We start from the raw sequence: 15,572 nt of genomic DNA, 5'->3' as shown, positions 1-15,572 counted from the left end.
AGGGGAAGATAAGCTATTTTATATAAATAGACAATTCTGTCTGTTTTTTATAAAATATCGATGATTATGACTCAGTTTTATAATAATGATGTCCCATAAAATATTTCAAATTTTAGATAGCTTAGGGTTGGTCGCACAGAACCGCGTTCTTCATGTGCAATTTTCCAACGCATCATTAAACAATCAAGTCTTCTTACAACGCATTGAAGGCGAACATACGCTCAACCAAGGTAGCGTTGCTGAGTTGCTGTGTCTATCGACCAACGCACATATTGCATTAAAACAATTTATTGGCTGTCAGGTTGCCGTCGATCAGGTCACCGATACAGGACAGTTTTTTAGAACGACAGGTATTATTACCGAAGCGAGCCAAGGGCAAAGCGACGGTTCACTCACTATTTATAACCTCACCTTAAAAGATCCAACTGCACTCTGGCATAAACGCCGTAACAGTCGCGTGTTTATGAATAAAAGCGTGCGCGATATTTGCGAAATTCTGTTTAAGGAATGGCAAGGGAAAAGCCCGTTATTTGCCTCAAGCTTAACACTCGACACAGCAGGCTTAACCAAAGACTACGATGTGCGTCCATTTGTGATGCAGTCAAACGAAAGCGATTATGACTTTTTAACCCGTCTATGGCGTAGCGAAGGCATTAATTGGTTAGTGGATGAATCGCAGCTTTTCGTTACTGACCCGAATGCTTCTATCCAGCCGCAAGTTCTACGCTTAATTGACGATAACCAAAATTATCAGGCACTTGAACGCCGTAGCATCCGCTATCAACGTAGCAGTGCGACAGAGCAGTTTGATAGCATTACCCAAGTCAAGGCAGAGCGCCGCTTACAGCCGACTTCGGTTCATGTGCAACGGTGGCAAGCTGATGCTTTGCAACAAGAAGAAGGCAGCGGCAGCGTACAAGGCACGCAAAAGCACAGCGAACACTATGATAATGCCAGCCTAAACCTTGAAGATGCATGGCATGTCAGTCCCGCTTGGATGCAAGACTTAAACGGTGAAGACCAAGCCACAGCTTCTGGTAATAGCCAGATTGAACAGTTAAACCAGCACATTAACGCTTACCATCACCTGCGTTCGAAACAGTTTACGGTTGCAGGTAACGTCCGTGATGCGCAGGTGGGTTACTGGTTTGAACTCAATGACCACCCTGAACTCGACCAGCATGACAGTGCTGATAAAGAATTTTTAATCTTAAGCAAGCACTACTACAATCAGAATAATTTACCGAAAGAATTACAACAGCAACTTGAACGTCTGTTGCCAAAAGACAAGTTCAAGGCTGCGCAACTCGACAACCAAAACCCTGAGCAGCGCCACTTTGCTGAGTTGAATGTCATTCGACGTAACATTAAAGCTGTGCCTGAATATAACCCGCTAGAACACCGACCAGCCGCTTACCCGCAGCGCGCTAGAGTGGTAGGGTTGGAGGGCGAAAGCATTCATGTCGACCAGTGGGGACGCATTAAAGTCCGCTTCCTATTTACCCGAGCTGATGACCATAGTCATGACGGTGGAGCAGGAAGTAACGACAATGATACCGACTCGGCTTGGGTAGATGTACTCACCCCGTGGGCAGGCGCAGGTTATGGAGCACGCTTCTTACCACGCGTGGGCGAGATCGTGGTCATCGATTTCTTTGACGGCAACATTGACCGTCCATTTGTAGTGGGACGTATTCATGAAGCCGAACGTCACCCAACGCAATTCGACCAAAAAGGTCAATTACCTGACACCAAAAAACTCAGTGGTATCCGCTCAGAAGAAGTCGATGGTAAAGGCTTTAACCAACTCCGTTTTGATGATACTACAGGCCAAATCAGTGCCCAGCTACAGAGTAGCCATGCAGCCAGTCAGCTCAACTTGGGTAACTTAAGCCATCCAAAAGACAAGGCGGAAAGTGATGGCCGAGGTGAAGGTTTCGAACTCAGAACAGACCAGTGGGGTGCAGTTCGAGCGGGTAGTGGCTTACTCGTTAGTACCCATAAACAGGACCAAGCTCAAGGCGTACACCTTGATGCAAATGAGGCCAAACAACAAATCGAAGGTGGGCTTAGCAATGCCAAGGCACTCAGTGAAGTTGCTAAAAATCAGCAAACTGATCCATTGGAAGTGCTTGAGAACTTAAAAACGTTCATAGAACAAATTGAAGAAAAAGATCAAGACAAAGCTGCCGCTTTTAAGCAAGCCTTGATGATTTTAACTGCCCCTAACAGCATTGCCATAGCCAGTAATGAAGACATTCACCTCAGCGCAGATGCTCAGTTAAGTCAAACTGCTGGTGATAGCATTAACCTGACTACCCAAAAGAACTTGATTGCACATGCCCAAAATAAAATCAGCCTTTTTGCAGCGCAAGAAGGGGCGAGACTCTATGCAGGCAAAGGTAAAGTCGAGATACAAGCACAAGGTGATGGAGCAGATTTAATTGCCCGTAAAGCTGTTCAGATTATTTCAACAGAAGACAAAATTGAAATTAGTGCTTCTAAAGAAATCGTTATCACGGCAGGTGGGTCTCAAATCAAGATTAATGGCTCGGGAATTTTCCCAGTCACTGGCGGTAAGTTTGAGGTGAAGGCGGGGCAGCATATGTTTATGGGGGGAGGAAGTGCGAATTTTAGTTCTTCACTACCACCTCCACCCAAACGTAGCCCTGGAAATTTAGAGCTCATCCATGATTATGCGCATGGTGAGTTTGTTAAAGGTGGAAGCTATACGGTTGTTGACAACTTAGGAAAAGAAGTCACTGGCAAGCTAGATGATAAGGGATTTGCAAGAGTTTCTGGCTTAGCAACGGGTGCAGTAAAAGTCTTCTTTGAACCAGATCACCGTGATCCTTGGGATGCAGCAAGTGACTTTAAACGTCCAGTTGAGTGGCCGAATCAGAATGATGCGGATACTGAACAATCAGATTCCTTAATTGCACAAATGAGTAAAACAGCCCAATCTAAGCTTGGTGAATTATCTAAACAATTAACCAATCCTGCGAATATTATGAAAAATATTCAAACTGCACAAAGCATAAAATCTGAAGGAGCAAAGGCTTTAATGCCAATGTTAAAAACAGAGGCGCATGGATTGGTAACTGATCAAGTGAAAAGCTTTTTACCAATTTCAGAAGCAGGTCAAAAAATAGGGAACAATATTGATCTTGCATCAATTCAGAAAATAAATGACTTCAGCAAATTAAGTTCTATTGATAGCGGTAGTTTGGTGACTAACACGCTCCCTCAATATTTGCAAAGCCCTTTTAAAAAGAATTCATAGAGAAAGAAAATGTCTGGAAAAACAGAAGTTGTTAAGCCATTAACAGAAGTTGCTATTAAAGATGTTAGCCATTCAAAACAAAAAATAGATAATTGGTTAAAGAGCCATACACATCAAATTGTGACATTAGACTTATTGGCAAGTGTAATGGGAACAATTCCAATTATTGGCAATGTGATGGCTGCCATCGATGTGGTTTCCGACATTTGCTATATCTACGATAAAGGTTTTCAAAATGCCGATATTATGGATTGGACTACAATGGGCATTGACCTTATTGGGGTTGCACCTATTCCAGGGACAACAGCAATTCGTACCTCTGCTCGTCCAGCCTTATTTTTGGTCCGTCAAGAAGTTAAACGTGTAGGTAAAGCTGCTTTAGGTGAAGCAGTTATTGTAGTGATCTCTAATCATTTAAATGATCAGGTTGCAGGAAATATAGAAAAATTCTGCAAAACTGGGTTAAACAAACTAAACTCAATTTTAGCCACTTGTGGTGGAACCGTCCAAAACGCTACTACACAAATTAATGGCGGAATTGTTCGAGTTGTCACAAAAGGCCAAGTATTTACAAATGCAGGCTCAAATACAAACCGCGCTCAACAGCAAGCTGCCGGTGTTATTAAGGGAATAAAAAGTGGTGACTTAACGCGAGCTGGAAAAAATTTAGTTTACATGACCGAAAACTGGGGGAAGGCTCTTATTAAAACAGGAGCAAACTCCAATGCTAAGGTTGTTACTTCTTTAGTTCCTGCACATCTAAAGCAGCCCATATTAAATGTAGGTGCAACGATTAATAAAATTGGTATTACTGCCAATACTAAAATTAAAGGCTTGGGAAATGCAGCGCAGCCGCAAACAATTGGGTGGCTATTTGATGTATTGAGAATGAGTGCTTCTAAATTTAGGAAAAAGAAGCCAGCTCAAGTTAAGCCAACTCAAACCACACAGGTCAAACATGACAAGAAAAATAATAAATTAGAAAAGGCGAATACTGAGCATGCAGCGACTCATAATGCGAATGCATGTAAAAACTGTAAAGGGGGCGCGACTAAACGATCGATTACTTTTGCCTTGGGTACTGAGTTTTTAAATCATGCAGATGCGCAAATTCACCCATTATTAATAGAGCAATTTTCGAGAACGTACGTTTCGAACTTATATCAGTATGATCAATCGATTTTCGGAGCGCGGTGGATTACACCTTTTACAACCAAGATTGCTCGTTGTTCTAGTTACAACATTAATGAACCTAAAGAACCGATTGAGCAAGAGGGTTGGGAGTATATTGGCAGCGATGGACGTCCTGTTCGCTTACCAGAGCTAAAAGTTGGGCAGAGTTACTATGATGAAGTAGAAACTTTTACTTATACAGTTGTCTCACCTGAAATTAGAGCAATTTCATATGGGGTTTCAGAAACTCACTTCTATCAAAAATATAAAAATGAGTTTCGTTTAGTCTCCATTGAACGTCAAAATGGATTTAGTATTGGGCTGCGTTATGACCATGAATTAGAAAATGGTGATAGCTATTTATCCGACATTATATTTAAACAGCAACAACAAACTTTGGCGCATGTAGCATTACAAATTAATGATGTGCAGAAAGTTGTTGCAGCTTGGTTGGTTGAAGATGGTCAACTCATTAGACAACTATCAGCATATCAATATAACGAGCAAGGCGATTTAATTAAGGCGACCAATGAGTTTGCTGCTTCTTATGAATATCAATATCAAACTCACTTATTGACTCGATATACCGATCTTACTCAAAGAGGAATGAACTTAAAATGGGATGGCATTTTACCTAGCTCAAAAGCGATTGAAGAGTGGGCCGATGACTATAGTTCCGCTACTAAATTAGATTGGGATGAAAACGTTCGCGTAACTTCTGTTATGGATATCGATGGTAACGTGACTGAATACTATTATGGTATTACGGGTTATACTTATCGAATTATTTATCCAGACAATTTGCAAGAATGGTTCTTTAGAGACCAAGCAAAAAATATAACATCGCATATTGCTACAGATGGAACAGAAACATCGTATACCTACGACGAACGCGGTAATGTCTTAAGTATGGTTCAGGCCGATGGCTCAACCTTCTATTATGAATATGACGAAAAAGATAATCTGACGGGTTTTGTTGACGCTGAACAGGGGCGTTGGTTTAAAGAATATGATGCTTCAGGAAATATAATTAAAGAAATTGATCCGCTGAAGCGTGAAACAACTTATGCCTACAATGCAATGGGATTGGTAACTTCCATTAAAGATGCTAAAGGCGGTAAGAAGACACTCAAATATGATGATCAAGGCAACTTGGTTACTTATAAGGATTGTTCTGGTAAAGAAACGCACTGGCACTATGATGAACGCGGGCGAGTCAAATTTATTGAAAATGCTTTAAAGCAAAAAGTTGAATATTTCTATACGGAATTAACTGCTGAACCAAGACAACCTCTAGCAAAAGGCTTACCGCTAAATGCTTTTGGACAGCTCGAAAAAATTAAACATGCTGATGGGGCTGAAGAGCATTTTATTCATGATGAAGAAGGTCGTTTATTAGTTCATATTGACCCTAAAGGCCAGCAGACCCGTTATGAATATGATGCGGCTGGTTTAATTACTAAGCGTATTGACCCATTAAATCAAACTTTAAAATATCAATGGGACCGCTTGAGTCGCTTAAAACGTTTAATTAATGAAAATGGCGCAAGTTATGAATTTATTTATGATGCTGCAGGTCGATTAGTAAAAGAAATTGATTTTGATGGCAAAGAAACTGCTTATACGTATGATGAATATAATGGTCGTTTAACTAGTAGCATTGAAGTTGCTTCTGCTTATGGTCAAGATTTCAAAGATCGCGCTGCTCCTAAAGACCGTATTCAGCAATTTATTTTTGACAGCATGGGACGTTTAGAACAACGTACAGCAGGATATGGCTATCAAGGACAAGAGCTTGAAGAAAAACAAACAGAAGAATTTTCTTATGATGGCTTAGGTAATCTAGTTCAGGCTAAAAATGCCGAAACTAACTTGCAATGGTTTTATGATGCAGCAGGCAATTTAATTAAAGAACATCATCAAGATGTTGTGACTCAGAAAACTGCTGTGTGGAAACATGTCTATGATGAATTAAATAATCGAACCACAACCATTCGACCAGATGGACAGAAAATAGATTGGCTGACTTATGGAAGTGGACATGTCTATGGCGTGGCTTTAAATGGTGAAGATGTTGTTAGCTTTGAACGTGATGATTTGCATAGAGAGACATTACGCCACTATGCAAATGGTCTTAGCCAACAACAACGTTATGATGAAGTCGGGCGCTTAACTCAGCAATTAATGTTGAGTGGGCATGACAAAGGCTACCAGGCCCAAACTCAAAATAATGCCATCCAGCATACCAATCAATTGATTGAACGCTTATATCACTACGATAAAACAGGTGAGTTAACGCTCATTAAGGATACTCGTCGTGGAACCATTCACTATAAATATGATCCTGTTGGACGGTTATTAGAAGCGACCAGTAAGCTTGGTAAAGAGACTTTTAATTTTGACCCAGCAAGTAATATTCTAGATCGATATAACAGTACTAAAGAGCAATCCGCACAGCACACTGCCGCTGAAAAAGGTCTTGGTTATAACCGCTTAGTTAATAACGTCGTGCAGGAATATCTTGACCAACAATATCAATATGATGCTTTTGGGCAACTGATTCGACAAAAGTCATCACAAGGTGATTTAAACCTTGAGTGGGATGTGTTGGGACGTCTTGTTCGTAGTCGAAACAATCAATATACGGCGGATTATCGTTACGATGCTTTAGGTCGACGTATTCAAAAAAGAAGTAAACACCACCATAATGGGCAAGAACAGAACATTATTTATGGTTGGGATGGTGATACTTTAGCTTATGAATCTAGTGCTGATATAACTAAACACTATTTCTACGAAAAAGATAGTTTTGTGCCTCTGTTGCAAGCAGCTTATCATCACTCAATTGAGCTACATCAAACTCAAGACTGGACAGATAAACCATATAGTATTTATAAAGACCCGCTTTGGAATACAGCAAAACAAAGCCAAGGTTTTGATGATGTATGGTTCTATCACTGCGACCATTTAGGCACACCACAAGAAATGAGTAACCAGACAGGCGCCATTGTCTGGAAAGCTCAATATAAAGCTTGGGGTGAGTGTAAGGTAGAACAGGCTAAGTCAGATTTCTTTGAAAATTCAGAGATTATAAGCAATAACATTCGTTTCCAAGGTCAGTATTTTGATGGGGAAACTGGGCTTCATTACAACCATTATCGTTATTATTCGCCGTATGTAGGGCGGTTTATTAGTAAGGACCCGATTGGATTGTTGGGTGGATTTAATGTGTATTCTTATGCACCGAATCCAGTGGTTTGGATTGATCCTTTCGGCTTAACATGTAAGTCATGGTTAGCTAAGGCTTTAGACGCAGGACATACTATTCCTAGTGATATGACTAGACCACATGGTCATCATATCGTTTTTAAAGGTAAATTTGAAAAAACAGCGTATGCGCCTTACGTGAATAAGTCTAAATCTATTCTTAAAAAGTACGGTATTGATCCAGTTAATGATCCAGCAAATTTGATGATTGCCAATAATGGACAAGGTGTACATACTGTAGAGAATGCAAAAAAAGTATCTGTTGAGTTAACTAAAGCTGATAAAGAAATTAGTTCGGCTGTAAAATGTGGACAAATTACTGTAGCTCAGTCAAAAGTATTGATGCGTGCGGAATTGCAAATTATTGGGCAAAAAGTTTTTGGAGGTTATAGATAATGGATTCATGGCATAAGTTATATTCAGAAAAGTTAGTAAATTTAATTGTGGATGAGTTTCTAGTTCTTTACGAAAATTATAATAAAGATGAAGATAAAATATATGCTTTAGCATTAATTACTGATGATGATGCTTTGACAAATTATATAATGATATCGACAGAACGTACTAGAAATAGTATACATGCAGGAGTTGAGTGGGAACCACATTCATGGATGCAGGGCTTAAGTGATGATGATGATACTTTTGGAGTGAGAGCTTTTACTCCAATTATAATGGAACATTATGAGAATGATATTGCTCCAAAGTTTCAGAAAGGGTTTGATTATGATGTAGAATTTAAAGAAAATTTAGAGCTCTATGTATATGCTTTAAAAGAGGCAAAAAATAAATTAATAAAAAAAATGGGTAAAAGTATTGAAGAAATTATTTTCTTTGTATCTATCTTAGGAAATCCTGATATAGAGGTATCCACTGCAAAAGAAATTAATACTTTAACCAAAAATCTAAAAGACTTTTTAGAGATAAAAAAATAATTTTAATATGTAGAAAGACACCCTTAATTTGGAATAAATAATTTTATTATGATCTTTCAATAATAGAGTGTCTTATATAAGTTAGTTATATGAGTAAATAAATGAAAAGTTGGGATCAAGTGACTAAAGATGCTAGTGATTTTATTTCATTATTAGAACAAGGAAATTTCTTTAATAAACCATTCCAGATGAGGGGAGACTATAAAATTATTACTGATGCTAAGGTTGGTATCAATTATGCTACGAATGATGACTTTGATAGTTTTAATGAGTGGGAAACTGTAACGGATACGCCCAACGTATTTCCAGATGATTTTGAATGGAGTGATAAAATTAAATATAAGTTAAAACAGAATAATTATTTTGATTTTGAACAAAACGAATTTAATGGTGCTAAAGAAAAATGGGTTTATGGTGAAGCTTGTATACTTACTGAATTAATGTATAGAGATATAGGGATTATTTTTCAGTGTTATGCGAATGATTGTTTCCCAGAAATCTGGAAAAAAATTCTTGAAGTCTATTTAAATGGTGGGTTTCCATGTGGTTGGGATGATCATCTACCTAATAGTAAATTAGTAGTTTACTTAAATAACTGACTTATTTTTTGTTTTATGAAAAGTATAAGGTTTATAATGCTTATACTTTTCATAGGTGTTAATTAAATTTGGAATGAATAAAATTAAAAAATCTATAAGCTTGTGGCATCTTAATGATAGTTATCTATCTTTTTTAGGTAAATTTAAAGAAATAGAAATTACACCCGATATTATAATTTTTGGATATGAAACAGCATTAAAAGAAAATCAATATTTTCATGAAAATTATCCTGAAATTAGTGAGAAAGTTTGGATAATTGGTCGTACTGGTCAATGTGATGGGTGGTTTGTAAATAAGACAAAAAATAATATCTTGTTTTATGATCATAACCAAGGAGAGTATTTGAATATTAATCAGTTTTTAGATATGAAAATTAATTTTGAAAACTTTCTTAAAATGGCATTTGTTTATCAGAAACTTGAAGAAGAATTGGATATGCATGAAGAGCTTAATGAAGTTGAACAAGATCAATTTAAAAAATTAGTCAATTCTATTAATGATGGTTTATATGAAAGATATCCATTTAAATATTTTTAAGTTTTTTATTTTATAAGGTTAGATAATTTTTAGATAAAATGTTTGATAATATTTAATTGTCTTAAGTAGATATAATACATGGTCATCCAATATCAAAAGATCGATAAAATAAATATCTAAAGAGGTCATAATGAATATTTGGTGGGATATTGATATTAAAGATGGAGTTGTTAGTCATGACTCCATTTCTTGGATTGATGATAATTTTGAAATAAATGAAGATACAGTTTTTGACTTGTCTGAAGATTTATTACAAATTTCTTTTAATAACAATAAAATATTGGAGGTCGGGTGGTATCCAGATCTAGAGGTAGATGGTTTTTTTAAAATTGTATTGATAAAAGATATGAATTGGGACTCACCTATAATTGAAAAAGAGTGTGGGGATATAAAAAGTTTAAAGGAAAATATATCAAATATTATATCTAATAATATTTAGGTGGTGAACACGTTACTAATTTGGGGGTTGTGAACCCCTCTTTCATATACAAAGCATTAACAGGAAAGAAGTAAATGCAAGAATCTAATTTTGATTTAAATACCAATATTGAAGAATATTTAATCATTTGCGGTTGGTATACAGGAAGAAAAATAGATAGTGAACACATCGTAGAAGCATGGAAAGCGGATAAATATAAAATTTTTAATTCTGCTATAGTTTTTGTCCAAAGTTTTAATGGATTAAATATAGCTCATGAGGCATATAGAGGAAAAGAAAAAGGTTTTTCGTATTTCAATTCTATTAAAGCAACAGAAGGTATAGATCCTGCCTGGATGTTTGAGGAGTATTCATTAAAGGCAGGAAGTGACCTTTTACCAATTGGATTGGGCTATAGTGAACATTTAACATATTTTATAGATCCATCATTTAAGTTTTATGGTGGTTATGATGACTATTTTTGCAAAATTGGGGATTCAGTTAATAGCTTTTTTAATAATATTTTTTATGAAAAAAACTTTATTCAATTGTAAGTAATTAAAAAATTAACAGTCAAATACTCTAAAAGTTTTGACTGTTAATTAAAGTATAGAGGCAGATATTTATGCTATGTATATTAAGTGAAAAGGCAATTTATTAGATGAAGATAACTTTATAAAAATGATCTTGTAATAGATGACTTTTTTATTGCTAGAGATACGGATAAACCTTATATCTATGTAGTAAGTCAAAAATTTGTAGATACTATTAATAAATTTAAATTAAAAATGAATTTCTTAGAATACTAAAATATTAACAACTTTTAAAAGTGAATTAATAGCGTAAGTTGTTAATTCACTTTTTTATATTTATCACGGATAGTATTCTCATTCATCCGTGTATTCATATGGTTAAGTTTTTCTTTATAAAATAGACAGATGTGTCTGTATTTTATAGAATAATGCCAATCCTGACAAAGTTTTCATAAAAAAGATGTTATTTCATATACATAGAATTCTAGAAGATTTGGGTATCAGCTCGCAAAAACGCGTGCTTCATGTTCAGTTTTCTAATCCATCGTTGAATACTCAAGTCTTTTTACAAAGTATTGAAGGGCAGCATCAGTTAAATGAAGGACTGACTGCCGATTTATTTTGTCTTTCTACCAATGCCCATATTTCATTAAAACAATTTATTGGTTGTCAGGTTGCAGTCGATCAAGTAACTGATCAGGGACAATTATTTAGAACTACAGGAATTATTACAGAAGCCAGTCAGGGGCAGAGTGATGGTTCATTAACATTGTATAAACTGAGATTGCAAGATCCAACCGCGCTATGGCATAAACGCCGCAATAGTCGTGTGTTTATGAATAAAAGTGTACGGGACATTACTGAAGTTCTATTTACTGAGTGGCAGAACAAAAGCCCGTTGTTTGCTTCTGCCTTAACTTTGGATTTAAAAAACCTAACTCAAGACTACGATGTTCGACCTTTTGTCATGCAAAGTAATGAAACAGATTATGAGTTTTTAACTCGACTTTGGCGTAGTGAAGGCATTAACTGGTTAATTGATGAAGCTCAGTTGTTTGCCACTGATAGCTCGGATGAGATTCAATCACAAAAGTTACGTTTAATTGATAATAATGAATCATATTTAGCATTAAATCGAAGAAATATCCGTTATCACCGCAGTAGCGCAGTTGAACAACAAGACAGTATGACGAGTCTCGTGCCAACCCGAAGCTTGCAATCTACAGCCGTGCATGTGCAACGCTGGCAGGCTGATGCTTTAAGTCAAGAAGAAGGCATGGGAAGTGTTCAGTCAAAGCATATTCATAGCATTAATCAGGATAATGCGAGTTTAAGTCTAGAACATGCATGGCATGTCAGTCCTGCTTGGATGCAAGACTTAAATGGGGAAGACCAAGCCACCGCATCGGGTCATCAGCAGTTAGAAAAACTCAATCAAAATTTATCTGATTATTATGCATTTCAATCAAAATATTTCCATGCACAAACCACGGTACGTGATGCGCAAGTCGGTTATTGGTTTGAATTGAATGAACATCCAGAAATAGATACACATAGCGGATCAGACAAAGAATTTCTGATTATTGGTAAAAGCTTCTATTTACAAAATAATTTGCCTAAAGATTTGCAACAGCAAATCAATCAACTTTTTAGTCAAAGCCAATGGCAGAACAATCAATCCGAGTTAAATGGTCAGGCCGAGCGTCAAGGTAATGAACTTATATTGTCGCGTAGAAATATTAAAGCTGTGCCTGAATATAACCCGCTAGAACACCGACCACCCGCTTATCCACAGCGTGCTAGAGTGGTGGGATTAGAGGGTGAAAGTATTCATGTTGACCAGTGGGGACGTATTAAAGTCCGCTTTTTGTTTACCCGAACAGATGACCATAGCCATGATGGTGGTGCAGGAAGTAACGATAATGACACTGACTCGGCTTGGGTTGATGTACTGACTCCGTGGGCAGGTGAAGGTTATGGGGCACGTTTCTTACCACGTGTCGGTGAGATTGTGGTAATCGACTTCTTTGACGGTAACATTGACCGCCCGTTTGTGGTGGGCCGCATTCACGAAGCTGAACGTCACCCAACCCAGTTCGACCAGAAAGGCCAATTACCCGAGACTAAAAAACTCAGCGGCATGCGCTCAGAAGAAGTCGATGGTAAAGGCTTTAACCAACTCCGTTTTGATGATACTACAGGCCAGATCAGTGCCCAGCTGCAAAGTAGCCATGCGGCAAGCCAGCTAAACTTGGGTAACTTAAGCCATCCAAAAGATAAAGCGGAAAGTGAAGGTCGTGGTGAAGGCTTTGAACTTAGAACAGACCAGTGGGGTGCGCTAAGAGCAGGTAGTGGCTTACTCATTACCACTCATAAACAGGACCAAGCTCAAGGAGTACACTTAGACGCAGCTGAGGCCAAACAACAAATAGAAGGTGGCCTCAACAATGCCAAGGCACTCAGTGAAGTTGCTAAAAATCAGCAAACTGACCCGTTAGATATGCTTGAGAATATTCAGACTTTCTTAGAAGTTCTCAAACAAGAAGATCCTAAAAAAGCTGCTGAGTTTCAATCAGCAGTGATGCTGTTGGCATCTCCAAAAAGTATTGCTGTAAGTAGTAATGAAGATATACACCTCAGTGCAAATGGTCAGCTTACTCAAAGTGCTGGAGATAGCATTAATATTAGTACGCAAAAAAATATATTAAGTCATGTGAGCCAAAAGATTAGTCTATTTGCCGCTCAGGAGGGTGCTCGACTTTTTGCTGGCCAAGGCAAAGTAGAAATTCAGGCTCAAGGTGATGGCTTAGATGTCATTGCTCGAAAAGGTATACAAATTACCTCAACTGAAGACACAGTTTTTATTACTAGCCCAACTGAAATTAATCTGACAGCCAATGGGTCTCAAGTTAAGCTGAATGGTTCAGGCATTTTCCCTGTTACGGGCGGTAAGCTTGAGGTGAAAGCTAGCCAGCATTTATTTATGGGAGGTGGAAAAGTAGATGTTAAAGTGCCTAAACTAAAAGAATTAAATATAACAAAAAAATATAGCAATAAATTAGATGTTTATGAAGTTTTTCCAACAAATAAATTTACAGATTTAACTATGTCTGTAAAGGGAAGTGATGGGGTTGTTGAAGAACATAAAATTGATAAATATGGAAGAAGTCCTAGGATTTCAGATGCTGAGCCAAAAGAAGTCGAAGTATTAGTTGGTGGTGATGTTTGGAATTATTTTATTAAGAATATTGGTGGTACGAAAGATGATCCATTCTATTTTAAATTTTTAGATTATGTAGGTAAGCCTATAGTTGGAATGGAATGTTATCTTTTAGATAATTCTTTAAATATAGTTAAGCAAGAGGTTACAGATGGGAATGGTGAGGTAGAGTTTGTATATACAGATGAATACTTACCAATTATGGGTGTAATGAAGTTCGATAATAATACAGTCAAGCCTATATGCTATGTAAATCATCATAACTGTAGGGAATATATATTTATTAGTCCTAAGGTTAAAGCTAATTTAGCTTTATTAGAAGAAGGGCAAAAAGGAGAGTATTTAAGAGCTGGCTATAAAGTCAAAGAAGGCGAAAGCCTACAAAACATTGCTGATAAGTATTCGATTACTACAGATGAAATAATTTCCTTAAATACAGGAATGGAAAATATTGATGTAAATACTAAATTGGTCGAAGGAGCTTATATTAAATTACCAAATTATATTAATAGAGAGGAATGGAAAAATGGCTAATGGTAAACAAGAAAATAGTAAGAAAGGTGTGCCAATTTATCTTTTAAAGCCTGAAAATACGTTTGAAAGATCGAAAAATAATATTCTAAAAGATACACTTCATAATCCTAAAAAGAATCCTCTTTATGTCCTTGGTCCTGTAAAGATGAGTCAGGAGGAGCAAAAAGGTATCAAAGAAAGTATCCTTAATAAGTATAAAAATGCAGTTAATAAAACTCAAATAAGTGTTAAGGAATATAAAAAAGAACAAGATAAACAGAAGCAAGAAGACGATGAAAAGAAAGGGGATTTATTAACAGAAGTACAAAGTGGTCAGAAAGCCGCTGACTTATTAATGAACTCTTTAGCAGTAATTGAAGATTCTAATGTAAGAGTATTTGATTATGAGATCTTTAAAAAAGATTTTGCTAAAGGGCAAGCAGAGTTTGATAAAAAATTTAATCGGAGTAAACCAGCGATTGATCCTCAAAATTTAGTGAGTATGCAAATTCAAAAAGCAAAACAAAGCGTCCTGAGTCGGGGGAGTGGCATAAAGACTGCTGTTGAGAACCAATCTAGGATGTATCATCCATCAGCACCTGACAGTGGTGGAGGACAGTTCCAAGGAGGTACATCCGCAAAGATTGAAATTGTGCGAGCAGGAAAGGTATTGGAACCAATTGCTAAGGGAGTTGGTGCAGGCGGTACTTTTTTGGATTCCTATGAGGCGGTAACTCATTTTGCAAAAGGGAAGCCAGCTGAAGGAGTGGCTAAAGTTGCTAGTATAGGGGGGTCAATGTATGGTAGCGGAGTCGCAGTTGGAATAGCCGGTAAAGTTTGCCCTAAAATGGTAAAAGGGTCTAAAAGGCCAATAGGGTTAGCAGTTGCAGGATTGAGTTGTTTTGGAATCTTATGGTATGCAGGTGACAAAACAGGTGGTGATGTTGCGGAAGGCTTAATTATGGATATGACAAGTATGACACCAGAAGAGAAGCAGCAATATCATAAAGAGTTACAGGAGCAATATGGTGTCGGAATGTATGAAGAACATATACTTTCAAGTGATTAATCTTAAATATAATATAGGCTTTGTTAT

Annotated in this window: 9 protein-coding genes; all 9 read left to right on the top strand. The window is 37.1% G+C overall.

What is annotated here, in order from left to right; translation table 11 throughout:
• Positions 1 to 85 precede the first annotated feature (85 nt).
• The 9 genes from HLV59_RS11970 (at position 86) to HLV59_RS11930 (ending at position 15,545) form a co-directional block, all read left to right on the top strand.
• A complete protein-coding gene (locus HLV59_RS11970; RefSeq protein ID WP_171430041.1) occupies positions 86 to 3,283 on the top strand; it encodes a type VI secretion system Vgr family protein in 3,198 nt (1,065 codons plus the stop codon).
• 9 nt (positions 3,284 to 3,292) lie between these two features.
• Positions 3,293 to 8,119, top strand: a complete 4,827-nt coding sequence (locus HLV59_RS11965) for an RHS repeat-associated core domain-containing protein (RefSeq protein ID WP_171430040.1) — start codon at positions 3,293 to 3,295, stop codon at positions 8,117 to 8,119.
• On the top strand, positions 8,119 to 8,655 hold the full coding sequence (locus HLV59_RS11960; RefSeq protein WP_171430039.1) for a DUF4303 domain-containing protein: 537 nt from the start codon (positions 8,119 to 8,121) through the stop codon (positions 8,653 to 8,655). The genes HLV59_RS11965 and HLV59_RS11960 overlap by 1 nt, the downstream gene beginning before the upstream one ends.
• 101 nt (positions 8,656 to 8,756) lie before the next feature.
• Complete coding sequence (locus tag HLV59_RS11955; protein ID WP_171430038.1) at positions 8,757 to 9,254, top strand: hypothetical protein; 498 nt, start codon at positions 8,757 to 8,759, stop codon at positions 9,252 to 9,254.
• Between the two features lie 73 nt (positions 9,255 to 9,327).
• Positions 9,328 to 9,792 carry an SMI1/KNR4 family protein gene (locus tag HLV59_RS11950; protein ID WP_171430037.1) on the top strand — a complete coding sequence of 155 codons (465 nt, stop codon included), beginning with the start codon at positions 9,328 to 9,330 and terminating at the stop codon, positions 9,790 to 9,792.
• Positions 9,793 to 9,922: 130 nt separating this feature from the next.
• Positions 9,923 to 10,231 carry a hypothetical protein gene (locus HLV59_RS11945; RefSeq protein WP_171430036.1) on the top strand — a complete coding sequence of 103 codons (309 nt, stop codon included), beginning with the start codon at positions 9,923 to 9,925 and terminating at the stop codon, positions 10,229 to 10,231.
• Positions 10,232 to 10,305: 74 nt separating this feature from the next.
• Positions 10,306 to 10,764, top strand: coding sequence for an SUKH-3 domain-containing protein (locus HLV59_RS11940; protein ID WP_171430035.1), 459 nt, complete (start codon positions 10,306 to 10,308; stop codon positions 10,762 to 10,764).
• Between the two features lie 439 nt (positions 10,765 to 11,203).
• Positions 11,204 to 14,497 (top strand): type VI secretion system tip protein TssI/VgrG, encoded by a 3,294-nt coding sequence (gene tssI / locus HLV59_RS11935; protein WP_171430034.1) that lies wholly within the window; start codon positions 11,204 to 11,206, stop codon positions 14,495 to 14,497.
• Positions 14,490 to 15,545, top strand: a complete 1,056-nt coding sequence (locus HLV59_RS11930; RefSeq protein WP_171430033.1) for a hypothetical protein — start codon at positions 14,490 to 14,492, stop codon at positions 15,543 to 15,545. Before tssI ends, HLV59_RS11930 begins: the two co-directional genes overlap by 8 nt.
• Positions 15,546 to 15,572 lie beyond the last annotated feature (27 nt).

The organism is Acinetobacter lactucae (assembly GCF_013122135.1).
GTDB lineage: Bacteria > Pseudomonadota > Gammaproteobacteria > Pseudomonadales > Moraxellaceae > Acinetobacter > Acinetobacter lactucae.
Note: the sequence above shows the minus strand (reverse complement) of the source record. Positions and strands in the feature narration are given on the sequence as shown.

Coding starts and splice junctions, on each gene's coding strand:
- HLV59_RS11970 (WP_171430041.1), top strand. CDS start 86: ATGATGTCCCATAAAATATTTCAAATTTTAGATAGCTTAGGGTTGGTC.
- HLV59_RS11945 (WP_171430036.1), top strand. CDS start 9,923: ATGAATATTTGGTGGGATATTGATATTAAAGATGGAGTTGTTAGTCAT.
- HLV59_RS11960 (WP_171430039.1), top strand. CDS start 8,119: ATGGATTCATGGCATAAGTTATATTCAGAAAAGTTAGTAAATTTAATT.
- HLV59_RS11955 (WP_171430038.1), top strand. CDS start 8,757: ATGAAAAGTTGGGATCAAGTGACTAAAGATGCTAGTGATTTTATTTCA.
- HLV59_RS11940 (WP_171430035.1), top strand. CDS start 10,306: ATGCAAGAATCTAATTTTGATTTAAATACCAATATTGAAGAATATTTA.
- tssI (WP_171430034.1), top strand. CDS start 11,204: ATGTTATTTCATATACATAGAATTCTAGAAGATTTGGGTATCAGCTCG.
- HLV59_RS11930 (WP_171430033.1), top strand. CDS start 14,490: ATGGCTAATGGTAAACAAGAAAATAGTAAGAAAGGTGTGCCAATTTAT.
- HLV59_RS11965 (WP_171430040.1), top strand. CDS start 3,293: ATGTCTGGAAAAACAGAAGTTGTTAAGCCATTAACAGAAGTTGCTATT.
- HLV59_RS11950 (WP_171430037.1), top strand. CDS start 9,328: ATGAATAAAATTAAAAAATCTATAAGCTTGTGGCATCTTAATGATAGT.